The sequence below is a fragment of the Enterococcus sp. LJL90 genome (genome assembly GCF_056924355.1).
In genome coordinates, this window is sequence record NZ_JBXPBQ010000003.1 from 128,742 (window position 1) to 155,569 (window position 26,828).

The window sequence follows — 26,828 nt, forward strand, 5'->3', positions numbered from 1 at the left end:
GCTGTGACATTAGTCTTGTGGACAGATAGATTCCCGAATGAGATTGCATTTGGTAGTGTGTACCAGATGTTCTTCGGGAAATCAGTTCTGTTTTAACTAATGTCACAGCCACTTATTTTTATAAAATTTTAAGGGCAAATGCTTCATAAGGTTGCAGCTGATTTGTCAGCTGCTCTTGATAATTTGTAATCAGCCAAGTTTTTATTTGCGGATTTTCAACGAGTTGATAAGATTGAATCTCTTTTGAAAAATTCACCACCACTAAAATTTTATCACTACCCAATTGTCGCTGATAAGCTAAGACTAGCGGATTATTGGTTTCAATAACTTGATAGTCACCGTCAATCATCGTTACTTCGGTTTTTCTTAGTTCAATCAGGCGTTTGTAGGTATAGAACAATGAATTTTTGTCTGCTAAAGCAGCGTCAACATTAATTTCACTGGCATTTCCCACCGGCAGCCACGGTGTTCCTAGGCTAAAGCCAGCATTGGGACCGTCATTCCATTGCATCGGATGGCGGGCGTTGTCTCGGCCCTTAGCGTTAATCGAAGTGAGCATCTCTTCTTTTGAGTAGCCAGCGGCAGAACGTTCTGCATACATCCGCCGACTTTCAATATCGTCGACTTCCGCAATATCGGCAACCGGATAATTGACCATGCCGATTTCTTCCCCTTGATAAATGTAGGGAGTGCCCTGCATAAAATGTAAATAGGTTGCCAGCATTTTGCCGCTGAGCTCGCGATATTCTTGATCGTTGCCCCAACGGGAAATAATTCGGGGCAGGTCGTGATTATTCCAAAACAAAGAATTCCAACCTTTACCGGCTAATTCAGTCTGCCATTTTGAAAAGACTGCGTGCAATTCTTGAGGCTCTAAAGCTTTTAAGTCCCATTTTCTTTGGCCGGCCTGTTTATCTAAGTTAATGTGTTCAAATTGGAAAACCATCGACAGCTCTTCCCGCTGCTCATCAGAATACAATTGGGCGATTTCGGGAGTCGCCCCCCAAGTTTCGCCAACCGTGACAACATCGTAGTTCCCAAAGGTTGCTTGATTCATTTCTTGCAATAGTTCGTGTAATTTTGGCCCATTTTTAGTAATTAATTGATCTGGTTCTTTGCCGATTAAATCAATCACATCGAGACGGAAGCCGCCAATGCCTTTTGCCAGCCAAAAATTCATCATCTGATAAATCGCCTGACGCATTTTGGGATTTTCCCAATTTAAATCCGGTTGTTTTTTTGAATGCAAATGCAAATAATATTCATCCAGAGATGGCACATAAGTCCAAGCTGAGCCGCCGAAATTTGACAGCAATTCATTTGGCACTTGACCGTCAATACCTTTGCGCCAGACATAAAAATCATGATAAGGATTTTCTGGTCCAACTAGCGCGGCTTGAAACCAAGGATGTTCATCAGATGTATGATTCACAACTAAATCCATAATAATTTTGATATTTTTTTTCTGGGCTTTTGCTATCAGCTCATCCATGTCCTGCATACTGCCGTATTCTGGGCCGATTTTTTGATAGTCGCTGATATCATAGCCGTTATCATCATTTGGCGAGGCATAAACAGGGCTCAGCCACAGTGCTTCGACTCCCAAAAAGGCTAGATAATCTAGCCTTTGGGTAATGCCTGGCAAGTCGCCGATGCCGTCGTTATTTGTATCTTGGAAACTGCGGGGGTAAATTTGATAAAAGACAGCATTTTTCCACCAATTAGTCTTCTTCATAGGCTGCACTCACTGCTAAAATATTTTCACCGGCGGCTACTGAGGTTTTATCCAAGACCTCAACGTCGCCATAGGCCATCGAATTTGTAATAATCATCATCACGGTGTCATCATAGCCCGCCGCTTGAATTTCTTTTGAATTAAAGGTACCCAAGACATCACCTTTTTTCACTAGGTCCCCTTGTTTTTTAGCACTAGTAAATTGTGCCCCGTTTAAATTAACGGTGTCGATGCCGACATGAATTAAAATTTCGGCGCCGGTATCCGTTTTGATGCCATAAGCATGTTTAGAGTCATAAGCCACGGTCAACTGTCCATCCGCTGGTGCGTAGATGGTATTGTCAGTTGGTTTGATGGCCACACCTTTGCCCATCATTTCAGTAGAGAAAACTGGATCATTGACATCTTTTAATGAAACAACATTCCCACTGACTGCTGCAGCAATCGTTTCATCCTGCGGCAAAATTTCTTTATTTTGCGGAGTTTCATTGACAGCTACAGCCGTTGGATTTTCAACGTCCACTGCAACAGGTTCGTTCATCCTATTGCGGCCATAGATAAAGGTGAAGCCAAAGCCTAAGACTAAACTAATCGCAATTCCAATCATAAAGAAGGGAATGGAGGAAGTAGAAATTGAAATGAAACCAATGACACTAGCAGGCCCCATCGCTACTGAAAGTACGTGGAAGAAGCCGATAAAGGCGCTGGAAATTCCAGCAGCAATCATTCCACAGATAAACGGGAATTTTAATTTTAAATTGACCCCGAAAATGGCCGGTTCGGTAATCCCTAAAAGGGCGGAGATACTTGCTGAAGAGGCCAAACTTTTTTGCTTTTCATTTTTAGTTAAGAGGAAGACAGCTAAAGCTGCGCCACCTTGGGCCACGTTGGCCATCGAAGCGACCGGGAAAATAAAGGAGCCGCCGGTACGTGCTACGTCTGCCAGTAAAGTTGTTTCAATTGCTGGGAAGCTTTGGTGCAGACCGGTAATGACAATCGGTGAATAGAAGAGACCGAACACACCGAGACCAAGAGCGCCAGTTGTTTCATATAACCAAACTAAAGCGTCAGTTAAACCATCAGAGACCGTTCGCATAACTGGTCCCACAACGATAAAAGTTAAAAAGCCGGTGATGATTAAAGCCAACATTGGCGTAAAGGTAAAATCAAAAGCAGCTGGAATTTTTTTGTGGAAAAATTTCTCTAACGTTGCCAAAATCCACGCCACTGCTAAGACCGGTAAAACGGAACCTTGATAGCCAGCTTGGGCCACGTTTAAACCAAAAATATCCCAATAAGGCATGCTGCCATCGACAATTGCATTGGCGACGCCATAACCGTTAACTAAATCCGGCATGACCATCACCATACCCATGGCTGCACCGAGATAAGGGTTACCACCAAAACGGCGTGTTGCCGAGAAACCGACTAAAATCGGCAGAAAGGCAAAGGGGGCAGAGGCCATCAAATTAATAATGCCGGCAATATCAGCCAGAGCTGGAAACATTTCAACGACAGATTGTGGGCCGAATAAATGTTGAGCGGTTAGCACATTATTGATTGCCATCAATAAACCGCCTGCAACTAAGGCCGGCACGATTGGTACAAAAATATCCGATAAGACTTTAATCAAAGCCATCGCCGGATTTAATTTTTTCTGATTGGCTGCCACCGCTTTCAAATCATCGGTAGAAGCTTCGCCAACGCCGGTTAATTGAATAAACTCTTTATAGACATGGTTGACATCACCAGGGCCGATGATAATTTGATACTGGCCATTGGCTAAAAAGGTGCCCTTGACGTCATCGTTATTGTCTAAGGCCTGCCGGTCAATTTTATCCGTATCCTTTAAGACTAAGCGCAACCGTGTGGCACAGTGGGCGGCTGCCTGTACATTATCTTCTCCGAGAGCTTCAACAATCTCCTCAGCGACTTTTTTATAATTCATTTTATTTCCCCCTTAAACTGTAATCGCTTTTATTTGACAACAGTATGCCATGGTTTTTTAAAATTGTCAAACGTTTATCAAAAATATTTTTTAATTTTTCTAACATTCTGTTTATTAGCCTTTTATAAAAGGAAATTGTTTTAGAAAATATTTTGTTATACGTTTGACATTTTTTATTAAGCAAGCTATGATACAAAAAAGAAGACGCTTACGAGGAAAGCTTTATAGCAAAAAAAAGGGGAATATAAAAATGACATTGATTACAGATTGGACACAGGCGCTGCGTTATCAAAAATATGACCAGTGGAGCTCTGCTTATTTAGCTGAATTAAAAGAAAAGGTGACTCAATCACCATGGCGTTTGGGTTATCACATTCAACCGGAGACAGGCTTACTGAATGACCCCAATGGTTTTTCTTTTTACAATGGCAAATGGCAATTATTTTACCAAGCTTTTCCGTTGGGGCCAATCCACGGATTAAAATCTTGGTTTCATTTAACATCAGAAAATTTGGTGGACTGGCAGCCGGAGGGCATCGCCTTATTGCCGGACAATGAATTTGACAGCCACGGAGTGTATTCCGGCTCGGCTCTACCAGTCGGCGATCAGTTATTTTTAGCCTATACTGGTAATGTTCGTGATGAGAACTGGCAGCGCCAATCCTATCAGATGGGAGCTTGGCTGAATCAAGACAATCAGATTGAAAAAATTGCAACGCCTTTAATCAGTCCAGACCCCAACTACACCGATCATTTTCGTGACCCGCAGGTGTTTGCTTACGAAGACTCCTACTTGATGCTGTTAGGAGCGCAAGATCAAGAGCTGAAGGGAAAAGTTTTAACCTATCAATCAGAAAATTTAAAAGACTGGCAATTATTAGGTGAGCTGGATTATACAAAAGAAGAAATGGGCTTTATGGTGGAATGTCCGAACTTAATTTTTATAAAGGGGCGGCCAGTCCTGCTGTTTTGTCCGCAGGGATTAGCTCAAGAAACATTTGCTTATCAAAATATTTATCCCAATACTTATGTGATGGGAAGTGAATTTAAGCTGACAGAAAATAAAATTCTGGATGCGACGCCGCTAAAAAATCTAGATGAAGGTTTTGAAGTCTATGCGACCCAAGCTTTTAATGCGCCAGATGGCCGTGCTTTAGGAGTCAGCTGGATTGGCCTGCCGGAAATTGATTATCCCAGCGACCAAGATGGTTGGGCTCATTGCCTCAGCATTGTTAAGGAATTTAAAATTGTCAACGAGGAACTACTGCAACAACCCGTAGTAGAAATGAAAGAATTGCGGGAAACACAGACAGACTTTTCAGGAGTCATTTCAAAGACTCCTAAAAAAATCGCCGGACCCGTGCCTCATCAATATGAATTGAAGCTTAACTTAGCGGCCGGCGCTGTCGGTCAACTAGATTTATTCGCAGATGAAGCAGGCCATAAATTTAGCATTCATTTTGATACCGTCCGTGGTACAATGACCATAAATCGTGGACAAAGCGGATTGACATTTGGCGAAGAATTTGGCGTGACTCGTCATTTTGCGATTGCCGCTGGCGAATTAACGCTGCAAATATTTGTCGATGCTTCGGTAGTGGAAATTTTTATCAATGACGGACAGCAGGTTGCAACGGCACGGGTGTTTCCAACCAGCAGTCAAAGCAGCATCTATCTTTCCGGCGAAACAATCAGCTACAGCGGTCAGCTTTGGTCCTTGCGCAAAATGAAATAAGAGGTGCCTGTATGGTAGTTAAATTAACGGATGTCGCCAAAAGAGCCGGCGTTTCAGCAACGACAGTTTCTAGGGTGATTAACAATTACGGTTCTTTAAGCCAAAAAACAATTGATAAGGTACAACAGGCGATGAAGGAATTAAATTATCAGCCGAATTCGCTAGCCCGCTCGCTGCAGGGAAAAAATACCCAGCTCATTGGTGTCATTTTTCCAACTGTCGCCAATCCTTTTTACGGGGAATTGGTTGAAAAAATCGAGACCAAGTTATTTGAGCTTGGCTATAAAACAATTCTTTGCGACAGTGCCGACAATAAGGAAAAAGAACGGAATTATATTAATATGCTTGCAGCTAATAAAGTTGACGGGATTATCGCCGGCGCCCATAATCTAGGAATTCAAGAATATGAAAATATCGAACTGCCGATTGTCTCCTTTGACCGCTATTTGGCAGAAGGCATCCCCATTGTCGGTAGTGATAATTTTCGTGGCGGCTATTTGGCAGCCGAAAATTTGTATCTTCATGGGGCTAAAAAAATTGCTATTCTGACTGGCAGTCAAAAATCCGATTCCCCTACGAATGAACGCTTAAACGGTTATCTCAGCTTCCTAGCGGAAAAGCAAATAGAGCCACAAATTTTCCAGCTGCAAATGCAGACCCGTTCCGCTACTTTGAAAAGCGTTGAAATCAAACGGCTTTTAGAAACAGAGGAGTTTGACAGCATTTTTTGCACCGATGATTTGACCGCCATCTTAGTCTACAATCTCTGCCAAGAATTACATATCCAAGTCCCATTACAAATGAAAATCATGGGTTATGATGGCACCAAGTTTGTCCAAACGTATTTTCCTCAGCTTTCGACAATTGTGCAGCCATTAACGGATTTTGCGGAACTGCTGGTGGATCTGTTGATTCAGCGGATTGAAAATCCTGAAAAGCAACTGGAAAAGCATTACCAACTGCCGACGAAAATTTTTCAGGGGAAGACTTTGTGATAGTAAAAGCGTAAAATCAGTCAACGTTGCTCAAAAAATAAACTAGTTTTCTGGTTAAAATAGGTAATAAAAAAAGCCACTACCAAAATCCGGTAGTGGTTTTTAAGCGGCTTGATATAAGTTTTGAATGGCCTTTTCAATCGTGATGCCAGTAGCAAATTTTTGTGGATCATTTTTGGCATAGACTAAAAAGATATTCAGCTTAACATCATAGGTGACCCGCACTTGACGGGGAATTTCTACAGCGTTCATAGGTTAACCTCCTCTCTACTCATAGCATAACGAAGGAGTATTAATTCCATGTAAAAATTCTGTAAAAGATTCTGCTGCAAGCGATAATCGAAGTTTTAATAATGATTAAAACTAAAACAGAAACTTTCCATCAATCAATAATCAACATATTATTGTCATCAAATTGCCAATTTTTACCATATGCGACTTCCCAATAATAACCATTTGGGTCGGTAAAATAGCCCGAGTAACCATCCCATAAGCGGTTTTGTTCAGGGGCTTTGGCAATTGTCCCTCCGGCCGGCTCGATTTTGCTGAAGAGTTCATCAACTTCATTTTTAGAACGCGTGTTAATCGCCAGCGTGATGCCTGAAAAACCAGAAGTTTGTAGTTCAGGTGGTGAAACTTCATTAATGTCTTTAGCTAATTCAGCTAAAGGAAATAGCTCCAACTTCGTGCCCTCGTTGTCAAAGAAGACAATCGGGGGATTTTTCTCCTGTTCCAAGGTTTGAAAGCCAATCTCCTTGTAAAAAGCTAGTGACTTGGTCATATCCTTAACCCCTAAACAGATTAAATTAATTCGATTCATCAGGAATCCTCCTTTATTCTAATTGAGTAATTTTGACTCAGTTAATGCTGAAAAAAATTTCAGAGATTTCATGTGCTAGTTTTCAGGTGGAAATGAAAGATACAGCATAAGCGCCTCCTCCATCGGTTTAAAGCCAGTGACCAAATAAAATTTTTCAGCCGGAGTGCCCTGGTCAGTATCTAACAAAATCGTATATATTTCTTGCTGCTGAAGGGCCGTTTTTATGTTTGAAATAAAGGTTTGCCCTAGCTTTTGACCTTGATACTTTTGGCGAATAAATAAAGTATCCAACATATATTCACGACCTTGGTACCAAGGTTTGATGAAACCTAAAGCACAGCCAATTAATTCATGAGTGTCAGCATCCTCAAGCAGATAACCGATAAAGGTGTTGAGCTCCGTCATATCCGTCACATATTGTGTAATTTGTGCCTCGGTTAGCGCGTCATTCCAAGGCTCGTCTGAAAAAACGTCAATATAGACTTGAATAATAGCTGGATAATCGTCATTTTGTGTATGGCGAAAATTAATTTGATTTGTCATAGGAACTCCTTTCTAAATTTTAGTGATGCAAGTCTGCTGGTTATCTTTTATTTTAACATGGACGGGGTGAATTGAAGTGGAGAAATTTAAAATCAGTCAAACTAACAATCGACGTTACATTAGTCTGTTCAAATTATATTAATGAAAACTTTTCCGAAAATTCCGCTTGCATTTTAGTGGAAGTTTCTGTAAACTCATATCAATTTGAGAATCTTAAAAAAGGAGAATTGAAATGAATAAGTATCAGAGTAAAGTTTTGCTATCTACTTCAGCGGGCATTGCCCTAGAGAATATGGATATTATGTTTCTTTCTTTTTCACTATCTTCAATGATTGCAACCTTTGGGATTTCTAGCACAGCAGCTGGCTGGATTGCTACAATTACCAATTTGGGAATGCTCGTTGGAGGTATTTTTTTTGGCCTGATGGCGGATAAATACGGCCGCGTCAAAGTCTTTTCTTATACGGTGATTTTATTTTCGATTGCCTCTTTGTTAATGTTCTTCGCTTCAAATATTTATCTCGTCTATCTGTTTCGTTTTATCGCAGGGATTGGCGCTGGTGGCGAATATGGTGCTTGTATGTCCCTCATCTCTGAAACTTTTTCGAAAAAACAATTAGGACGGGCCGCTTCCACTGCCGGCATTGGTGCTCAAGTTGGGGCAGCGTTGGCTGCAATTTTGGCTTCCATCATTATTCCGCTGTTTGGCTGGCGGATGCTCTATGTGGTTGGTGTTCTGCCAGTTCTGATGGTTTTATTTATTCGCCGCGGCTTGCAGGAACCCGCCGCCTTTGCTAAAGCCCAAGAACAAGGGCGCAGCGCAAAGCTTCGAGATTTATTTGCAACAAAAAGCTTTGCTTGGCAGACGATTGGTTTAAGTTTAATGGTAACAGTCCAGATCGCCGGCTATTTTGGCTTGATGAATTGGTTGCCTTCCATTATGCAAAATCAATTGGGCTTGTCGGTGTCTGGCTCGTCACTTTGGATGGTCTGCACTATTTTGGGTATGTCCTTGGGAATGTTTACCTTTGGCACTGTGATGGATAAAATCGGGCCTAGAAAAGCTTTCGCCATTTTTCTTATCTGCTCCGCACTTTCGGTGTATCTGTTGGTCATGGCCCACAGTCAGCTGACGCTTGTGGCGGCGGCTGTGATTGTCGGCTATTTTATCAATGGCATGTATGGTGGTTATGGAGCGGTGATTAGCAGTCTGTATCCGACAGAGATCCGTGCAACTGCTAATAATTTTATTATGAACTTGGGGCGGGCCGTCGGTGGTTTCTCCGCCATTATCATTGGCTTTTTGATGGACCGTTACAATCTGACAGCGGTGATTTTATTTTTAAGCGGGATTTACGTAATCAGTTTGTTGGTGCTATTGACAATTCCGGGAATCAAGTCACTGCAGGCAGTTGCCGACAGCCCAGCAGAATTGGAAGAACTTTCATAAATCTTTTGCCAATGATAAAAATATCTATCATTTTTTACCAGCTATCCGATTTTACGCTGAATGTAGCAAAAATGAATAAAATGTTTTACAGCAATCAGATTTTTTGATTGCTGTTTTTTTGCCTTGCAGGGGAGACTTCAAAAATATCAGTCTTTTATTTAATAACGAAGGATTTGAGAAAAATAGGAAGGAAATGCAGTTTTTTGCTAACTTTTTGTAAGCTCTTTTAGAAGGCCTTGAATTTCTCGAAAAATCGTTATTTATTCTATTGTGGTTAGCTAAGGATTTTTAAGCAAAAAGTGGTTTTGGCAACTACAGAAAGGAAAAACTGAACTAAAGTAAAGTGACCTTCATATTTTTTTGCATAACAAAAAAATATTAAAAATAACGGGAAAAGCGTTTCAAAAAATTCAATTGATTGTGAAAAAAAGGGAATAAGACTAGCATTAATTTTGTCAAAGGAAATAAAAAAGCTTTATTTTCAAGGAAAGAAGGAGGTATATGTGAATAGGTTTCAAAAATTATGTTTGGTCCTGTTAATTGTGGTTACTCTTATTCCGCTGCTTTTCCTATTATTAGTAACGAGGTCGGCCTCGCAACAGTATTCATTTTTGAATCGGCTGCAGTTTACATTAGTCAGCCATGAAATTTTTTTACTGACTATCTTTTGGATTACCGCAGTATTGACGGTTATTTTATTGTTGGCTGTACTCTGGGTGATTTTCTATCCGAAAGCCAAACGAGATTTTGTGATTAAAGAACAAAATGGTCGTTTAGCTGTTAAGGATCGAGCAATCAAAGGACTGGTTGCCGCAACTGTTTCCGAAAAAGATTTTGTGAGTCAGCCGACGATTTCGGTGGCGGCGACTAAGCGGAAAATCAAAGTCTTGATCAAAGGCGACTTGAAGCGCACATCTGGTCTTATAGGGAGAACAGCGGAGTGGACTGAAGAAATTCGTCAGCAGATTCGCCAAACAGTTGGAACGGATTATGACATTCAAGTGGAGGTCGCTTACAAGAATTTGGAAAAAGACAGCAAGCCCTATGCAACGGCAAGAGTTGAGTGAGGATAAGGAGGCTAATTTATGGAAACGTGGCTACGTATTTACAAAGTGCCTTTAGTCGGAGCTCTCATCGGGTTAGTATTTGCGATATTGCTGGTGACTTTAGGTTTTTTCAAGACAATCTTAATTTTGCTTCTAACGGTGATTGGCGCTTATCTCGCGCTGTATCTCGATAGAAATCATATCATTCAAAACTATTTCAAAAGAAATTAGACAATCTAGGAGGAATTTATGATGGAAAAAATGGATACAATGAACACAATGAATAAAGAAAACATGGATCCGAAGTTGAAAAAAGATTCCCAAATGGACAATGGCGAACACGTTCGTGGCGAGTTGACTTATGAAGACAAAGTCATTCAAAAAATCATTGGCATTGCCATTGCCGAAGTGGATGGCTTGTTGACAGTTGATGGTGGCTTTTTCTCCAATATCAAAGAAAAAATTGTTAATTCAGACGATGTGACTACCGGAATTGAAACAGAAGTCGGCAAAAAACAAGTCGCTGTTGACATGGACATTGTCGCTGAATATGGTAAAGACATTGAAGAAATTTTTGAAAATATTAAAAATGTCATTGCCCGTGAAGTTAAAGCGATGACTCATTTAGAAGTGATTGAAGTCAATGTGAACGTAGTCGATATTAAGACTCGTCAACAATTTGAAGAAGACAGTGAAACCTATCAAGACAAATTAGGTAACGCTGCTGAAGCAACCGGCGATTTTACTTCAAAACAAGCAGATAAAGCAAAATCGGCCTTCGCAAAAGGCCGCGACAAAATTGAAGACAATTCAGAACCGCGTGTTCAATAAAAAATAAATTGGAGTGATTATCATGGGTTTAATCTGGTCATTAATTGTCGGTGGGATTATCGGTCTCATCGCAGGAGCAATCACAAATAAAGGCGGCTCGATGGGCATCATCGCAAACGTAGTTGCCGGTTTACTAGGTTCGGTTATCGGCCAAGCGCTATTCGGCACTTGGGGCTGGACGGTTGCAGGGATGGCAGTGTTCCCTTCTATCTTAGGGGCCGTTATCTTAGTCGCTGTTGTGTCATTTTTCTTTGGCCGCAGCCGCGCGTAGCACAAATTAATGAGTGAATAACAAGTAATTTTAATAAGCAGCTCTAGTAGGTCGCTTTTTGGAAATAGTTTTTTCCAAAGCTAACCGCTAGAGCTGTTTGTTTGTATTTATGCTAAAAAGTTGGTTAATTGGCCTTGATAGGTGACAATCAGCTGTTGGGTGGCCCGGGAAACAGCGGTGTAGAGAATTTTTTTATCCTGATTGGATTGAAAATTAGTGTTGGAAACATCATAGAGTAGCACACGGTTAAATTCCAAGCCTTTGGCATAACTGATGGGCAGCACGGTTATCTGTTGGCTTTCCTTTAACAGTTCTGTTAACAGCTGGGCTTCTTTTTGGGTTTTTGTTAAAATTGTCAGTTTTTCAGAAGCTGAGCTTACTTGTTTTGCGACCAGCTCTTGAAATTCAGTCAAGTTGCTAAACTTGATAAATGTTGGCACCTCACCGGCAGGCCGCACTGCGACAATTTTTAAAGGTGTCGCAGTTAAGGTTAGGCGGCTGAAGATTTTAGTAATTTCACCACTGGAACGGTAACTATTCAGCAATTGATATGGCTGCAGTGAACTTCTCTTGCTAGTTAATAAGGCGGTAATTTCTGAAAAGCTAATCTGGGAATTAAAAATGGCCTGATTGTCATCACCAACCATTGTAATCTCGGTCTGTTCAAATAGTTCTAATAAAAATGCCAACTGCAAAAAGGTATAATCCTGCACTTCATCAATCAGCAAATAGCTTATCGAAGGTAGCGGCAGCTTCTCAGCAAAAAGCTGTCGTACGAATAAATAGCTAACGGCGGTATCAAGGCTCAGCGGATTGGCAAAATCCGCTTGTAGCGGGATGTCAAATAAAGTTTGGTATAAAGCTGCTAACAACGCTTCAATATTTACCCAAGCCAGCTTTTGCAATTGGTCCTCAATGCGCCGGTATTTTTTCTGCAGTAGCCGTAAAGCGTATCTCTGTAAACTCTGCGGCGTTTCATCTTCAATTAATTCTCCAAAATAGTGTAGCTGTTGTTCTTCTGACAAGCTGCTGAGCTGCGCTTGTAAAAGGGGGCTGCGGGCGTTTTTCAAAAGCCGTCGCTGCCAGTTTTCCAGCAGGATTTTTTTAGTTCCCTGAAGTTTCCTTTGTAAAGGACCAGCTGGTGTTTGATTAAAGGCCGCCGTGATTTCTAAACGGCTGATAATAACTTTATGGCGAACGTGTAAGTCGGTGAAGGTGGGAATGATGGACAGGTTGTCGGCTGCTTGCTTTATTAAAAAAGCAGCAAAGGCCCCACTCCGCAAATTTTGCGTTTCATTTGCGACATGGGACTCAGCAATCCGGTGAAAGTAATCTGTCTCAGTTTCTAAAGATCGATTTTGCGGCAGCAAATCATCGACAAACTGCAGCAGTGTTAAATTGCGGGGATTTCTTTCCCCTAAAGCCGGCAGCACTTCAGCGATGTAGTCGATAAACTGGCGATTTGGTGAAAGAATCAGCAAGTCATCAGCAGTAATACTCTCCCGTTTTCGATAGAGCAGATAAGCAATCCGCTGCATCACCACGGAAGTTTTACCACTGCCAGCTACCCCTTGAACTAAGATTGTCGGGTGACTAAGGTCACGGATAATCTGATTTTGCTCCTGTTGAATCGAGGCCGTAATATCCTGCATTTTTTCGCTGGAATCATTGGCTAAACTGGACAATAGGACATCATCTTGAATGGCAATGGTGGTATCAAAAAATTGCAGCAGCTGATTTTTCTGAATGATTAATTGCCGCCGCAACTCAATTATGACGTCTATGGTTAAGTCGTTGACTGTATAAGCGGTTGGACCATGAGCATTCGTATAAAATAATTCAGCAATCGGCGAGCGCCAATCATAGATTAGATTTTCCTGCTGCTGATCGGTAAAACCGTTGATGCCAATGTAAATGTCCTCCACATCGTCGGCAAAACGCAAAGACAATTTGCCAAAGTAGGGAGTCGGCAGTAGCCGTTTGATTTTGGCGACTTCCTTTTCTGCTGATTGCAGTGAAATATTCAGCTGATCAATTTCACGATTTTGCGCTTCTAACGCCGCAAAGGTATCGAGATTATCGGAAATAGTCTCAAAATTTAAAGCGACTTCCCCTTGCATCTTCTGCAACTCTTCTCGCCCCGACTGATAGCCGGCCGTTAGAAAATTTTCTAGACGCGATAATTTTTCCATTAACTCTTGATAAACTTGGGTCAAGTGTTCTTGCTCAGCTCTTTGACTAGCCTGTTTGTCCACAAAATCCGCCTCCTTTTTAACGTGAGCTTCATTATACAAGTATCCGGTGGAAATACTAGTCTACAAATTCAGGATTTTTTGCAGTATAATTACTATAGAAGATAAAATAAATTTAAGAGGCTGTGACATTAGTTAGAACAGAGCCGAACTTCACGAAGGGTATCTAGTGAAAACCACTAGATATTGTTAATTTGCAATTCGGACCTATTGGACCGCAGGAGCAAAGAAAATATAGTTCGGGATTTCATCTGTTAGAAAGACTAATATCACAGGCTCTTTTTTCATGGATGATTTGCCCGCCTGCGTATTTCTAGTTGACCAAACAAAGGAGGAGCAGATGAAATTACAGGAAATTAAAGCAAAATACAGTTTCAATCAAACAAGCTTTTACGGCTGGCTAAAGGAAACGAAATTAATTGAAAAAACTGAAGGCGGCTATATCGCTGGGCCCGCTGCTTGGCCGGAGATGGAGACCTTAACCTCGACTGTCTATCGAAACGGCGGCACCGTCGAAGTGACCCATGTCAAAATTGCTGCTGAAAAAGTTCCAGAGCTGGTCAGCTTATACGAAGCTTCGAATTGGGGCAGTCTCTATTCCCAAAGCAAACAATTCGATGTGCTTCATAAAAAATTGCTAGCTCTGATGGAAGGCTTGGCAGCCTTGAAGGAGCAGCTGAATCAGATGCAGCAATTACTAGAAAAGAAAAAGCCAACTGACTAGTGCAAAAACGGCAGCTTAATTAAAGCTGCCGAACTTCTGACAAAAGCGAGTTGGCAAAGATTACATTTATTTTTGCAGACTTTGTAGAGCCCGCATGTCGATAATTTCAACATTTCCATCAACGGTTCCGCTGGCGGTTTTCAAAACTAGATTTTGAAAGCGGGGATTTAATTCTAACACCGGTTCCTCAGCAAAGTAATTGCTGGTGTATTCTTTAATATAAAGGTCGCCGATAGGGGAGGTTAAAGCCGTTGGGTAGTCCTGCAAATCACTATCTTTTGCGACTACTAAAACCCGAAAACTGGTATCTAAAGAGCAAACACCGAATTTTGAGAAACTGCCGACACCGTCGTCTAAATCTAATAATAGTTTAGCATCCTGTTGATAGGGTGCTAATTTTTTTTCAACTTCTGGACTCATTTTGATTTCCATTGTAAGGCCCCCTGTGAGTTTATACATTCTATTAAGTACAGCTATATCCTACTCTTTTTAAGCAGTAGACTCTAATAATCTGCTTATAAAACCAAAGCTAATCAGCAGTAAAATCAGCAAAGCTATCTCTTGTTGCAGATTTGCGGTATAATGAAAAAACAATTTGCAGCTTTTTTGGGAGGCGTTGAAATGAACGGGATGGGGATTTTTTTAGCGCTGTGGGTCAGCTTTAGCGGACTGACAGCTTGGTTCCAATGGCGCCAGCAGCCACAGCAGGTTTGGCTGAAGCTTGGCGGCTTGAATTTGGCATTTTTAGCAGCCAGCCTCTTCATTTTTTCAATATTTTCAACAATTGCTGGCTTTGCAGAGCAGGCTTATAATAGTATCTTTTTGATGATCTTCGCTCTGTGTATCAGTTTGGTGTTGGGACTTGCAAGTCTTGGTATTCTTGGCAATTTTTACGGAAGCTATTCTGCAGCAGCTATTTTGCAGGTCAAAAAAAGTAGCCACCTGATGAGTATCACGAGCTTTAGCTCCTTGACGGTGGTTAGTTTAGCCGCCTATTTTTGGCTGGACAATCACAGCGGCCTGAGATTTGCGTTATTGGCGTTGGTGCTGACTGGCCTATTTATTTTTTCTTACGTACAACGCTATCAAATAAAAAATTAAGATTATGAAGCTCTGTTGGGTTTGCTTCACGAAATTTTTTTCAAATCAAATGAACAGGATTTGTTTAGGCGCCAAAGCCTTTTGATAAGGCTTGGCTGACCTGATTATCCACTTGATTGAAGAAGCTTTCGTCAGGCAGGAGACAGCGCTTTTTTTGTTTGAAGAATTATTGATTGACAAGCTGTTTAGTAAACAGTAAATTAAACTAAATTAATACCTGACAGGTGTTTTTTTTATAAGGGGGAATCAACCATGGAGAGTACACAGTTATCTAAACGCAATCTTTGGTCATTTTCAATCGGTACTGTCGGTCGAGATATGGCGGCCGCCGGATTATTTGTCAACTATCTCTTAAATTACGTGTTGTTTACTAAAACTTTAACGGCGGCTCAATTTTCTGTGATTACCGTTATTATGGTGGCAGCCCGCTTTTTCGATGCCGTCATTGACCCGATTTTGGGGAATGTGATTGATGCTTCCCACAGCAAGTGGGGAAAATTCAAACCCTTTATTTTAGCCGGGGTCATCGGAACAGCAATTATCGTCAGCCTGTCTTTTTCATCTAATTTACAAGGCTGGCCCTACGTCATTTTCTTTGGCATTATGTATTTTCTTTTTAGTATTTTCTTTTCGATTAACGACATTGCTTATTGGGGCATGATTCCCGCTTTGACAAAAGATCAAGACGGTCGCAATCGCTTGATGTCTTTAACCAATTTGATGGCGGGCATCGGGGCCTTCTTAACGGCTTTGATTGTGCCGACATTTACCGTCGGCAGTTTGGTAATCGGCGGCAGTGCCGTAACCGGTTATGCAGCTATTGGGATTGGCTTTTCTTTAATTATGCTCTTGACGCAGGCTATCACATTATTTGGCGTTGAAGAACCGCCAAGACCTGCGGTGAAAAAAGAAACCACGAAAATCAGTGTGAAGGAAATTGTTCATATTATCTACCGCAATAAACAAGCCTTGTGGAGCGGCGTAATTTTATTTGTTTATATGTTGGTCACCACCTTGAGCACAACGTTGATTTCCACTTATCTATACTTTAGTTTTGGTTACAACGGCTTATTGGTGACGATTTTTAATATCGTCGGACAAGTTGCCGGCGCCCTAGTCTTTATTATGTTTCCCGCCATTTCTAAAAAATTCAACCGCGATACTTTAATTAAAATTACCGCAACGATGTCGTTAACCGGCTATTTCCTTTTATTGGCAGCCGGCTGGATTTTGCCAAACAGTCTAGAAATGACCAAATTAATTATTTTGGCATTGGTTAATATTTTGCCAGCAGTTGGTAATGGCGTCTTTTATCTAATTATTATGATTAGTATTGCCAATGGGGTTGAATGGAATGACTGGAAATTTGGCACCCGCAATGAGGGCATTATTTTTTCAGTGCGGCCCTTTGTAACGCAATTAGGCATGGGCTTAGGTCAGTTCGGGACCATGTTAGTTTATCTGGTGATTGGTGTGCTTTCCACCACTAACCAAATTTCTGATTTGGAAAATCAAGCGGCGGCTGGTACGATTTCCGCCACCGCCAGAGAAAGTATGATCCAACAAATTCTAAATGCCACACCGGAAATCAAAGGTCGTCTGCTGTTAATTTTCTTAACGGTGGTGCCTTTAATCGGTATCACGATTGCCTACACTATATATAAGAAAAAAGGCATCATGACCGAAAGTCAGTTTGCACAAATTACTGAGGAAATCAAAGAACGGGATGCCAAGGCGGAAGCTACAACCTCCATTAATCCTGAAGGTGATATTCATGCTTAAAATTATTTTAATTATTGTCCTGTTATTGGCAGTGGTGCTACTTTTTGCGGCCCATAAACTATTTACAATCGCTTTTTTAAAAACGACCAATCGGGCAGAAACGATGGAGTCCGACCACAATCGGATTGATACCCCAGAGGCTACTTTATTGCAACCAGTTTTGGATAAAAAGGCGGAGTGGGTAGCCAAAGCTACTGAAGAAATGGTCAGCATCACCAGCCAAGACGGCTTAAAATTGAAGGGCTTCAGCTACTCTTTAGCTCAGCCAAGCAAACGCTGGGGCATCTTAGTCCACGGCTTTGACAGCCGCCATGAAGAGATGTTCGACAAGGCGCCTTATTTTCAAGATTTAGGCTTCAATGTGCTGCTGCCGGATTTGCGGGCCCATGGCTCTAGTGAAGGCCGCTACATCGGGTTTGGCTGGCCGGATCGCAAAGATATTCAGCTGTGGATTGACTTTATTTTACAAAAAGAGCCGGAAGCGGAAATTATTTTATATGGGGTTTCCATGGGCGGGGCAACCGTGATGATGACGGCCGGTGAAAATTTACCGAGCAATGTTAAAGCAGTAATTGAAGACTGCGGCTATGCTTCTGTGAAAGAAGAGTTGAGCTATCAATTGAAAAATTTGTTCCATGTGCCGGCTTTTCCTTTGATTCCCCTCGTCTCGGTTATCAATAAAGTGCGTCAAGGTTGGTGGCTAGGTGAAGCCAGTAGTACAAAGCAGCTGGCGAAAACCAAACTGCCAGCACTGTTTATCCACGGAACTGCCGATACTTTTGTACCTTTCGGCATGTTGGCGGAAAATTATCAGGCGGCCCCCACCTTTAAAGAAAAATTGCCGGTGGCTGGAGCACAGCACGCCATGTCAGGAATTATTGCCGGCGAGGCTTACTGGCAAAAAGTAAAAGCCTTTTTAGATGAAGTAATGGCTTAAGCAATAAGTTGAGTTTTGCCAGTGGCGGAAATAACGGCTACTGGCTTGCCACCACCATCATAAATTGAAAGAGGACTCACGGATGAAAAAACTGATTAAGCAAGGGTTTGAATTAACCAACGACAATTTATTATTGCAGGAAACACTGTTCCATACAGCTAATGGCTATCTTGGTGTGAGAGGAAATTTTGAAGAAGGCTATCCTCAAGGCTTTTCCTCCAGTCGAGGACAGTATATCAACGGCTTTTACGATGTTGCCGAGATGAAGCAGGCCGAGCAGCTATATGGTTTTGTCAATAAAAAAGAAGTGATGCTAAACGTTGCTGATACGCAATCCTTCACGATTGAAATCGGCGGAGAAGCTGTCTCAATTTTTGAAAACGCTACAGATATCTATCGGGAATTGGATATGGAAAAAGGTACAGCCCTTCGTCAATTTACTTGGCACAACCAAGCTGGCCAAAGCTTTCAAATTGCCTTCAAACGGATGGCGTCTTTTGTTGTGTTGCCTTTGTTCACCATTGAATTGACAATCACTTCAAATGAATTTAGCGGTGAAATTAAAATTACGTCTAAGCATAATGGCGAGGTGACTAACTTTGCTGACCCTAATGATCCACGGGTTGCCGCAGAATCCGAGCATTATCTGCGGGTTGTCGGCAATCAGGTGGATGAAGCGCAGGGGATTTCTAAAATCACTGCTAAGACTCAAGTTTCAGATTTAGCGGCTGAAACAATTGTTTTTCATGAGAGCAAACTACCGTTAACTGAACTTGTGGCAACAGAGGTTGAAAATACGTTTATCTATCAAGGGGAAATTGCTCCTAAGCGACCGCTGAACTTCACAAAATTCAGTCTCTTTCTAGATTCCCGTCGCTATGATTTAGCTAAGGCGAGTGAAGAATTAATTGCGGAAGTTAAAGCAGCTGGTCTCAATGATTTATATCAAAAGCAAGCCGCTTATCTGGCGGATTTTTGGCAAAATGCGGTGGCGGAAGTGAGCGGCGACCAATTATTAAACGATTCTCTGGATTATAGTTTATATAGCTTATTGCAGTCGGCTGGTAAGGACGGCATTTCCAATATTGCCGCCAAAGGCTTAAGCGGCGAAGGCTATGAAGGCCATTATTTCTGGGACACTGAAATTTATATGATGCCCTTTTTTACCTTAACCAATCCCCAAATTGCTCAAAAATTGATTCACTATCGTTATAGTATTTTGGATAAGGCCCGGGAAAATGCCCGCATTCTTGGTCATCAGACCGGCGCCCTTTATCCATGGCGCACGATTGCCGGGGCGGAGTCTTCCGGTTATTTCCCTTCAGGCACGGCCCAATATCATATTAACAGCGACATTGCTTATGCCATCATCCAATATTATTTGGCGACCGGGGATCTGCAATTAATTGCCGATTACGGAGCGGAAGTTATTTTTGAAACGGCCCGCGTTTGGTTAGAGGTCGGCCATTTTACCAAGGAACATTTTGTCATCAATGCGGTGACTGGCCCCGATGAATACACTTGTGTCGTCAACAATAATTTTTATACCAACATCTCAGCTAAATACCATTTGGAATGGGCGGGGAAATTTTATCAAGTATTAACCGAGGCAGGCCTTGCTGAAGTCATTGGAAAAATCGGCTTAACCTCTGCTGAAATCGCCGAATGGCAGCGGGCAGCGGCGGCTATGTATTTGCCTTTTTCTAAAGAATTACAAATTCATGAGCAAGACGACAGCTTTTTATCAAAACCTGTGATGGAATTTAAAAACTTGCCGGCTGAGAAGTTTCCACTATTGCTTCACTATCATCCGTTGTATTTATACCGGCATCAAGTAACAAAACAGGCGGATTTAGTCTTGGCCTATTTCTTATACGAAAATCAATTTGAAGAAGCGGCCGTTAAACGGGGCTATGATTATTATGAGCCGTTAACGACTCATGATTCTTCTTTGTCTTCTTGTATTTTCAGCATTGTGGCGAATCAGTTTGGCGATAACGAGAAAGCTTATAATTATTTCGATGAATCTTCAAAAATTGACATCACCAATTCCCATAAAAATACCAAAGATGGTATTCATGCAGCCAATATGGGGGGGACTTATTTAGGACTTGTCTTTGGTTTTGGCGGCTTACGCTTAACTGAAAGCGGCATAAGTCTGCGGCCGCAGCTGCCAAAAAATTGGGATAAAATGACCTTCAGCTTCCATTATCAAGGCAGCCAATTTTTAGCAGAAATTTCTGAAGCAACGATTAATTTGACGTTAGTGGCAGGAGCAGCACAATCTGTTATGATTAATGGAGAAACTTATTTAGTTGAAGAAAAAACAGTCATTAAACGAGGTGCTTAAATGAGAGTGTTATCGGAAAAAATCCAAGCAGCTGGTCATGAGGCAGAACTGATTTTATATTTGCAGGACAACTCGGCTGAAATCGACCCGCTGCGCCAGCGGCCGATGATTTTAATTTGCCCAGGTGGCGGCTATGAATTTTTATCAGAGCGGGAAGGCGAACCAGTGGCGTTGCATTTTCTCAGCTTAGGCTATCAAGCTGCTGTCTTAAAATACAGTGTCGCACCAGCAGTTCGCTATCCAGTGGCTTTAAAGCAACTGGCAACTTCGGTAGCTTTTATTCGTAAGAATGCGGGCGACTTTTTTGTTGATGTTGCAAAAATTACCGTGTTGGGCTTTTCTGCCGGTGGACATTTGGCCGCTTCTTTAGGTGTTAATTGGAATAAGCCGTTACTGGCAGACATTGCACCGGCTGCAGAAATCTATCCGAATGCTCTAGTATTAAGCTACCCAGTGATTTCCAGTGGTAAATATGCCCATCAAGGCAGTTTCCAAGCGTTGCTAGGAGCTGATTATCCTAAAGAAAATGCGGCTGTCTCCATTGAAAAATTAGTCGATCAAGATTTTCCAGCAACTTTTGTTTGGCATACTGTGGCTGATGATGCCGTGCCAGCCAAAAATAGTTTATTGTTGGCGGATGCTTTATATGATGCGAGTATTCCCTTTGAATTTCATCTTTATAACCGGGGACTGCATGGTCTAAGCTTAGGGACTGTTGAAACTAGACGTGCCAGCGAACCGTATCAAATTCTAGAAGATGTCGAAAACTGGCCGCAGATGGCGGCCCGTTGGTTAAAAAATCAATTTGCCAAAAAATAAATCATGAATCGATTATTCTAAATAAAATGCGTGGGCCGCTTTCTTGTTGGCTGCGCATTTTTATTTTTTTGAAAAGGAATTGTGGCTCAAATTTTATCTGCCACCTTCTCAAACTCGTGAAAAAAATCTTTTTGTCAAAAAACCTTGAATTTATTTCAGAAACCGTTTACAATATGGTTAACCGGTAAACCAGAAGGTGAAAGATTATGAAAAAACATGTCACAATTCAAGAGGTTGCTAACCGTGCTGGCGTTTCTAAAACGACCATCTCTAGATATTTAAATGGCAAATTTGGCAACATGTCTCTTGATACAAAAAGAAAAATCCAATTAATTATCGATGAATTAGACTATCGTCCCAGCAAACAGGCGCAGGGATTAAAATCAAATAAAAGTTGGTTAATCGGTTTACTTGTTGCTGATATTGCCAATCAATATACGGCTTACATAATTAAAGCCGTGCAGGACGCTTTAATGGACACCGGCTATCAACTGCTAATCATGAACACAAATAATTCTGAGGTAGAGGAGCAGCGGGCCATTCAAAAATTAATTGATCAAAATATTGACGGCATTCTCTTGCAGCCAGTTGCAACCGAGCTGACTGCTTTTCAACAAATCATCGATCAAGAAATTCCGACAGTCCTAGTCGATCGTTCCTTAAACATCGATCGCTGGACGACAGTGCAAACCAATAATATTCAGGTTTCCAAAAAGATGGCGGAAATTATCGTTGCAAATGGCTATCAAAAAATTATCCACGTCAGTGAAGCCATTGGAAAAATTGGTCCGCGGGCCGAACGCTATCAAGGCATTCGGCTAGGAACTTTAGATACTACTTGTCAAGTGGAATTGTTGGAACTGCATCATACTGGTAAGGGACAAGATATTGTCGAGTTTTGTAGCGGGCATGAGTTCAATGAAAAGACTTGTTTCTTTGCAGCCAATGGGAATGCAATGTATGAAGCGGTCGTTGGCTTGAATAATTGTCAGTTAAAATTTCCGACAGATTGCGGTTTGGCCGGCTATGACGACTGGTTCTGGGGAGAACTAATTCAACCGGGAATCACTACGATTCACCAACTGCCTGAGCGGATTGGTGAGCGGGCGGTTGAAGTTTTAATGCAGGAGATTGACATTCCTCAACCAACAGAAACCATTGAAATTGCTGCTGAAATTCATTTGCGGGGCTCATTGTAAATAGCGAAGGAGAGAAAACATGGGAAATATTTTTGTGAACACAATTGTCAAAGAAGGAACTCCTTATCAAGACCAGACAGCTTTTGTTAAAGCCTTGGCAGAGTTGCCGTTGTCGCTTTCTGGAATTGAAGTGCGGCGGGAATATTTTTCAAAAATTCCCGTAGAAAAACAGCAGGAATTTTTAGAAATTTTGGAAACCGGTAAACTAAAGAACTGGCAGCTGCGTTATTCGATTCCTGAGCCACTTTTTGTCGCAGATGGAGTAAATCCTGATTTGTCAGAATGGCTAGCAGAAGCTGAAAGCCTAGCTGCAGTTTCACTAAAATTAAATATCGGCAGTTTAGTGGGCCTGCAAAAAGTTTCTCGAGGGCAATTGGAAAAGCTTTTGCCAAAAGAACTGACGGTTACCATTGAAAATGACCAGACTGAAGAAAACGGAAAGTTAGCCGCTGTTTTAAGAGCGCTAACAATGATTGAAGAGCGACAGCTTCCGCTAGGCTACACCTTTGATTTAGGTAATTGGGTGGTGATGGGAGAGAATCCAGAAGCCGCCTTCCAACAAGTAAAAGAAAAAATCACGATTTTCCATTTGAAAAATATTTTTCAAGGTCAGCCGGTTTTATTAGACCAAGGGGAACTAAATTGGCGGAAATTTTTAGAACCTGAGTGGCCAACTGGCATCGAGTATCCCATGAGTTTAACGGAGCTGGAACAAGAATATCAAAAAGTACAGGAGGTTATTGAAAATGGGTAAAGTGCTGACAATCGGCGAGCCGATGGCGATGTTTATTGCGCAAACACCGGAGAAATTAAAACATGTAAAATCTTTTGACCGCTATGTTGCAGGAGCCGAGGTCAACGTTTCAGTAGGCTTGGTTCGCTTGGAACATGAGGTGACCTACGTGACGGAATTAGGCCAAGATCCTTTTGGTGAACACATCGTTGAGTTTTTGGAGGCAGAGGACATTGATACTTCCTTGATTGAAATTAACCCTGAATATCCGACTGGTTTTCAATTAAAAAATAAGGATTCTAAAAATGATCCAGAGGTTGTTTATTTCCGTAAAGGTTCGGCCGCTTATCACATGGGAATTGAGCGGGCAGCGGAAATCGATTTTTCAGATATTGATATTTTTCATGTAACGGGCATTTTGATGGCTTTAAATGACGGGACTTATGAATTGATGGAAGGACTCATTCAAAAAGCAAAAGCCCAAAATACAATTATTACCTTTGATCCCAATCTGCGGCCGACTTTGTGGGGCAGTCGAGAGTTAATGACTGAACGAATCAATCATATTGCTGAGTATGCAGATTATGTTTTACCGGGAATCGGCGAAGGCTTTATTTTAACCGGGCGAACAGAGCCGGATGAAATTGCCGATTTTTATTTGGACTTAGGAGCTAAGGCAGTCATCATTAAACTCGGTTCAAAGGGTGCCTATGCCAAATGGCGGGATTTAGCTGGTGATCACATTCTCACGCAAGCTGGCTTTAGAGTCGAAGCGGTCGATACCGTTGGTGCTGGTGACGGCTTTGCGGTAGGGATTGTCAGCGGCCTTTTAGAAGGGCTGCCGATGAAGGAACTATTGGTTCGGGCGAACGCAATTGGAGCGATTCAAGTCAGCCATATCAGTGATAATGAAAATCTACCAACGAGAGAGCAACTAGCTGATTTTATTCAAAATCATCCAGAGTAAAAGGAGGAAGGCCATGAAGATACAAGTAGCAATCGATCGCGTAACTTTAAGTGAGGCTTGTCTGCTGGTAAATCAGCTGCAAGCAGCCGACATCATCGAATTGGGGACTTCCTTAGGCAAAGATTACGGCCTGCTCTCAGTGACAGAAACCAAAAAAATTGCCGGCTCAGCTAAAATATTAGCCGACATTAAGACGATTGATGAAGGGGAATATGAATTCCGCCAATATTTTGCCGCAGGTGCTGATATTTTGACAGTGATGGGGGCGAGTGCCCTTGAAACTTTAGAAATTTGTTACCAAGTTGCAGAAGAATTAGGCAAAGAAATGATGATTGACTTACTGGAATGCTCAGTAGAAAAAATTGCCCAGATTGCGCATTTTGAAAAGGCGATTTACAGTCTGCATTTTGCTAAAGACAGTCAAAAGCCGGTTTCAGTTGTTGAAGAAGTCCAAAATTTTAAGGCCCGCTTTCCACAGATTAAGCGGACGGCACTAGCTGGCAGTTTAACTTTAGAAAAGGTTGCCGAATTAAAAGATAGCGGCTTAGAAATTGCGATTGTCGGCAGCAGCATTGTTAAAAGTCCAGAACCACAAAAGGAACTGGTGAAATTTAAGGAGGTTCTAAAATGAAGGATATGGAGATTATCCTCAAAGAGATTGATCAGGTGATAGCCAAGCTCAATCCAGAAGAAGTGCAGGCGGCCATTGATTTATTAAATCAAGACCAGCGGATTTTTGTTTTAGGAGAAGGCCGCAGCGGACTGCAGGGGAAGGGATTTGCGATGCGGCTGATGCATATCGGCCTGCAGGTCTATGTAATCGGCGAAACGACGACCCCTTCTGTGCAAGCCGGTGACTTACTTGTAGCAATTTCTGGTTCGGGAACGACAAGTGCAATTGTCAGCCTGACTACCAAGGCCAAGGCTCAAGGCGTCAAGATTTTAGCAGTGACTAGTAAAGGCGATTCGCCGCTTGGGGAGCTAGGGGATGTAACGCTTGTAATTCCAGGCGCGACTAAAACAAAGAGCGGTCTACCTTCGATTCAATTATTGAGCAGTTTGTTTGATCAAACCTTGCATATCACCTTGGATTATATCTGTCTGCAACTAAGTAAGCTGAAAAATGTCAGCAACGAAGCGGCCAATCAGCAGCATTCAAATATGGAGTAATCGATGGATTTTTACGGAAAGGCCAATCACTTGAGGGCATTGCTGGAAAAGACTTGGCTCTTTTTCCGTAACAATAGAGTAAACCAAATTTCAGCAGGAATTTAAAATTATGGAGGAGCGAGAATATGGATTTTATTATTGGAATTATTTTGTTGATTAGCTACTTTCTCTTGATTCGTTTCGCTGCAAAGGGCGGGAACCTCATGGTAGGTTTCTTCGTAATGGCAATTGTGTGGGTCTTCTTTAGTATTATCGGTGGCCAATTAACTTGGGATCAGGCGATGATTGAGGTGTGGCAGGGCGGCCCAGAAAGCTGGGGGGCAACAGCCGTTATCGTAATTTTCGGTAGCTGGTTCGGCCGTATTTTGATCGAAACTGAAATCGCTTCCATTTTAATTAAGAAAACTGTCGAGCTGAGTGGAGAAAATCCTTTATTCACAACGATTCTTTTATGTATTGTCACCACTTTGATTTTTACTTCAACTTTTGGCGCCGGTGCAGTTGTGGCCATCGGGATTATCGTTTTGCCAATCTTAATGTCATTGGGCGTGCCGAAACCGTTAGCGGTAACCTCCTATCTGATGAGTGTCGGTAGCGGGATGTATGTCAACATTGTATTGTTCAAGCAGATGCAGGGGATCCTTACTGATTATGCTTATGATTGGAATTATTTAAAATTTGGTTTCACGGCTTTAGGCGTGCAAACTTTGATGGTTATTTTAATGTTGATTTTCGGTTTGCGGAAAAAGAAAACCTTCAACATGGCTTCGTCAGTTGAAGATATCGAAGATGAAAAAGACATTCCGATTTATGCTTTGATTACGCCAGTGATTCCAGTATTATTAGCGATTGTGTTTGGCTGGCAACCAATTCCGGCCTTTATCGTAGCGTCATTATACGCATTGGCAGTTTGTGGAAAACTGCCAAATTACAAAGAAGGTACTCGATTAATTACTAGAACCTTCTATGATGGGGTTGTCGATGTGGCCTCACTATTAGGTTTCCTATTTATTTTACCAATGTTTAATAAGGCTTCTGGGATTGCGGCGCCGTTTTTCCAAGCGGTTTTAGGGGACTTTATTCCAAGTAGCGCGTTGATTCTCTGTATTGCCTTTGCCAGTTTAATTCCGTTGGGGCTTTTCCGGGGTCCGTTGACAATCTTCGGTGCTGGTAGTGCAACCGTTGGTATTTTGCAAGCGATGGGTATTTTCCCTGTCAGTTTATTATTCCCGCTGATGTACATTCCAACGATTGCCATGAACTTATCAACGTGTCCGACCCAATCATGGAACTTATGGGCCTTGAATTATTCTAAAGTCGGCGCCAAAGAGTTTATGATGACAGGGGTACCGTGGGGCTGGTTAGCCGGGGCAATTAACGTGATGGTTTGTTACTTCATGTTCGCATAGAGAGGAGATTT

Annotated in this window: 26 protein-coding genes; 19 read left to right on the forward strand and 7 right to left on the reverse strand. The window is 41.8% G+C overall.

Annotated elements, in window-relative coordinates; all coding sequences use genetic code 11:
• Window positions 1-118: 118 nt before the first annotated feature.
• Window positions 119-1,735 carry a glycoside hydrolase family 13 protein gene (locus tag AC1Z3S_RS08860; protein WP_461740070.1) on the reverse strand — a complete coding sequence of 539 codons (1,617 nt, stop codon included), beginning with the start codon at window positions 1,733-1,735 and terminating at the stop codon, window positions 119-121.
• On the reverse strand, window positions 1,722-3,683 hold the full coding sequence (locus AC1Z3S_RS08865; protein ID WP_461740071.1) for a sucrose-specific PTS transporter subunit IIBC: 1,962 nt from the start codon (window positions 3,681-3,683) through the stop codon (window positions 1,722-1,724). Before AC1Z3S_RS08865 ends, AC1Z3S_RS08860 begins: the two co-directional genes overlap by 14 nt.
• A gap of 250 nt (window positions 3,684-3,933) precedes the next feature.
• Between AC1Z3S_RS08865 and AC1Z3S_RS08870 the strand changes: the two genes are divergently transcribed.
• Window positions 3,934-5,418 (forward strand): sucrose-6-phosphate hydrolase, encoded by a 1,485-nt coding sequence (locus tag AC1Z3S_RS08870; protein ID WP_461740072.1) that lies wholly within the window; start codon window positions 3,934-3,936, stop codon window positions 5,416-5,418.
• An 11-nt stretch (window positions 5,419-5,429) separates the two neighbouring features.
• Window positions 5,430-6,413: a LacI family DNA-binding transcriptional regulator gene (locus tag AC1Z3S_RS08875; RefSeq protein ID WP_461740073.1), complete on the forward strand. Its 984-nt coding sequence runs from the start codon at window positions 5,430-5,432 to the stop codon at window positions 6,411-6,413.
• Between the two features lie 102 nt (window positions 6,414-6,515).
• Here the strand turns inward: AC1Z3S_RS08875 and AC1Z3S_RS08880 are convergent, their stop codons facing one another.
• The 3 genes from AC1Z3S_RS08880 to AC1Z3S_RS08890 all read right to left on the reverse strand — a co-directional run bounded on the left by AC1Z3S_RS08880 (window position 6,516) and on the right by AC1Z3S_RS08890 (window position 7,776).
• Window positions 6,516-6,665, reverse strand: coding sequence for a hypothetical protein (locus AC1Z3S_RS08880; RefSeq protein WP_461740074.1), 150 nt, complete (start codon window positions 6,663-6,665; stop codon window positions 6,516-6,518).
• A gap of 130 nt (window positions 6,666-6,795) precedes the next feature.
• Window positions 6,796-7,233, reverse strand: coding sequence for a VOC family protein (locus AC1Z3S_RS08885; RefSeq protein ID WP_461738197.1), 438 nt, complete (start codon window positions 7,231-7,233; stop codon window positions 6,796-6,798).
• A 75-nt stretch (window positions 7,234-7,308) separates the two neighbouring features.
• The gene (locus AC1Z3S_RS08890) at window positions 7,309-7,776 is read right to left on the reverse strand and encodes a GNAT family N-acetyltransferase (protein WP_461740075.1); all 468 of its coding nucleotides are present in this window, start codon (window positions 7,774-7,776) and stop codon (window positions 7,309-7,311) included.
• Between the two features lie 232 nt (window positions 7,777-8,008).
• On the opposite strand from AC1Z3S_RS08890, the gene AC1Z3S_RS08895 reads away from it, so the two are divergent.
• From AC1Z3S_RS08895 to AC1Z3S_RS08915, 5 genes are all read left to right on the forward strand, one after another.
• Entirely contained in the window at window positions 8,009-9,226 is a 1,218-nt protein-coding gene (locus AC1Z3S_RS08895; RefSeq protein WP_461740076.1) for an MFS transporter, read from the forward strand.
• A 503-nt stretch (window positions 9,227-9,729) separates the two neighbouring features.
• Window positions 9,730-10,293, forward strand: a complete 564-nt coding sequence (amaP, locus tag AC1Z3S_RS08900; RefSeq protein WP_461740077.1) for an alkaline shock response membrane anchor protein AmaP — start codon at window positions 9,730-9,732, stop codon at window positions 10,291-10,293.
• A gap of 18 nt (window positions 10,294-10,311) precedes the next feature.
• Entirely contained in the window at window positions 10,312-10,503 is a 192-nt protein-coding gene (locus tag AC1Z3S_RS08905) for a DUF2273 domain-containing protein (RefSeq protein ID WP_265458004.1), read from the forward strand.
• Window positions 10,504-10,566: 63 nt separating this feature from the next.
• A complete protein-coding gene (locus tag AC1Z3S_RS08910) occupies window positions 10,567-11,103 on the forward strand; it encodes an Asp23/Gls24 family envelope stress response protein (RefSeq protein ID WP_461740282.1) in 537 nt (178 codons plus the stop codon).
• Window positions 11,104-11,125: 22 nt separating this feature from the next.
• Window positions 11,126-11,374, forward strand: coding sequence for a GlsB/YeaQ/YmgE family stress response membrane protein (locus AC1Z3S_RS08915; protein WP_461738192.1), 249 nt, complete (start codon window positions 11,126-11,128; stop codon window positions 11,372-11,374).
• Between the two features lie 107 nt (window positions 11,375-11,481).
• On the opposite strand, the gene AC1Z3S_RS08920 is transcribed toward AC1Z3S_RS08915, so the two are convergent.
• Complete coding sequence (locus AC1Z3S_RS08920) at window positions 11,482-13,629, reverse strand: HelD family protein (protein ID WP_461740078.1); 2,148 nt, start codon at window positions 13,627-13,629, stop codon at window positions 11,482-11,484.
• A gap of 337 nt (window positions 13,630-13,966) precedes the next feature.
• On the opposite strand from AC1Z3S_RS08920, the gene AC1Z3S_RS08925 reads away from it, so the two are divergent.
• Window positions 13,967-14,350, forward strand: a complete 384-nt coding sequence (locus AC1Z3S_RS08925; RefSeq protein ID WP_461740079.1) for a hypothetical protein — start codon at window positions 13,967-13,969, stop codon at window positions 14,348-14,350.
• Between the two features lie 66 nt (window positions 14,351-14,416).
• Here the strand turns inward: AC1Z3S_RS08925 and AC1Z3S_RS08930 are convergent, their stop codons facing one another.
• Window positions 14,417-14,782, reverse strand: coding sequence for an iron-sulfur cluster biosynthesis family protein (locus AC1Z3S_RS08930; protein ID WP_461740080.1), 366 nt, complete (start codon window positions 14,780-14,782; stop codon window positions 14,417-14,419).
• 189 nt (window positions 14,783-14,971) lie between these two features.
• Here AC1Z3S_RS08930 and AC1Z3S_RS08935 point away from each other — a divergent pair, with 189 nt between their 5' ends.
• The 11 genes from AC1Z3S_RS08935 to AC1Z3S_RS08985 all read left to right on the forward strand — a co-directional run bounded on the left by AC1Z3S_RS08935 (window position 14,972) and on the right by AC1Z3S_RS08985 (window position 26,817).
• A complete protein-coding gene (locus AC1Z3S_RS08935) occupies window positions 14,972-15,451 on the forward strand; it encodes a hypothetical protein (protein ID WP_461740081.1) in 480 nt (159 codons plus the stop codon).
• 252 nt (window positions 15,452-15,703) lie between these two features.
• The gene (locus tag AC1Z3S_RS08940) at window positions 15,704-17,233 is read left to right on the forward strand and encodes an MFS transporter (RefSeq protein ID WP_461740082.1); all 1,530 of its coding nucleotides are present in this window, start codon (window positions 15,704-15,706) and stop codon (window positions 17,231-17,233) included.
• A complete protein-coding gene (locus AC1Z3S_RS08945; protein ID WP_461740083.1) occupies window positions 17,226-18,170 on the forward strand; it encodes an alpha/beta hydrolase in 945 nt (314 codons plus the stop codon). The genes AC1Z3S_RS08940 and AC1Z3S_RS08945 overlap by 8 nt, the downstream gene beginning before the upstream one ends.
• An 82-nt stretch (window positions 18,171-18,252) precedes the next feature.
• Window positions 18,253-20,520, forward strand: a complete 2,268-nt coding sequence (locus AC1Z3S_RS08950) for a glycoside hydrolase family 65 protein (protein WP_461740084.1) — start codon at window positions 18,253-18,255, stop codon at window positions 20,518-20,520.
• Window positions 20,521-21,339 (forward strand): alpha/beta hydrolase, encoded by an 819-nt coding sequence (locus AC1Z3S_RS08955; RefSeq protein ID WP_461740085.1) that lies wholly within the window; start codon window positions 20,521-20,523, stop codon window positions 21,337-21,339.
• Window positions 21,340-21,545: 206 nt separating this feature from the next.
• Entirely contained in the window at window positions 21,546-22,538 is a 993-nt protein-coding gene (locus AC1Z3S_RS08960; RefSeq protein ID WP_461740086.1) for a LacI family DNA-binding transcriptional regulator, read from the forward strand.
• Window positions 22,539-22,557: 19 nt separating this feature from the next.
• Window positions 22,558-23,292 carry a sugar phosphate isomerase/epimerase family protein gene (locus AC1Z3S_RS08965; protein WP_461740087.1) on the forward strand — a complete coding sequence of 245 codons (735 nt, stop codon included), beginning with the start codon at window positions 22,558-22,560 and terminating at the stop codon, window positions 23,290-23,292.
• On the forward strand, window positions 23,285-24,238 hold the full coding sequence (locus AC1Z3S_RS08970; RefSeq protein WP_461740088.1) for a sugar kinase: 954 nt from the start codon (window positions 23,285-23,287) through the stop codon (window positions 24,236-24,238). The genes AC1Z3S_RS08965 and AC1Z3S_RS08970 overlap by 8 nt, the downstream gene beginning before the upstream one ends.
• Window positions 24,239-24,251: 13 nt before the next feature.
• A complete protein-coding gene (locus tag AC1Z3S_RS08975) occupies window positions 24,252-24,869 on the forward strand; it encodes an orotidine 5'-phosphate decarboxylase / HUMPS family protein (protein ID WP_461740089.1) in 618 nt (205 codons plus the stop codon).
• Window positions 24,866-25,408, forward strand: a complete 543-nt coding sequence (gene hxlB / locus AC1Z3S_RS08980) for a 6-phospho-3-hexuloisomerase (RefSeq protein ID WP_461740090.1) — start codon at window positions 24,866-24,868, stop codon at window positions 25,406-25,408. Before AC1Z3S_RS08975 ends, hxlB begins: the two co-directional genes overlap by 4 nt.
• Before the next feature lie 125 nt (window positions 25,409-25,533).
• A complete protein-coding gene (locus tag AC1Z3S_RS08985) occupies window positions 25,534-26,817 on the forward strand; it encodes a gluconate:proton symporter (RefSeq protein ID WP_461740091.1) in 1,284 nt (427 codons plus the stop codon).
• Window positions 26,818-26,828: the final 11 nt, after the last annotated feature.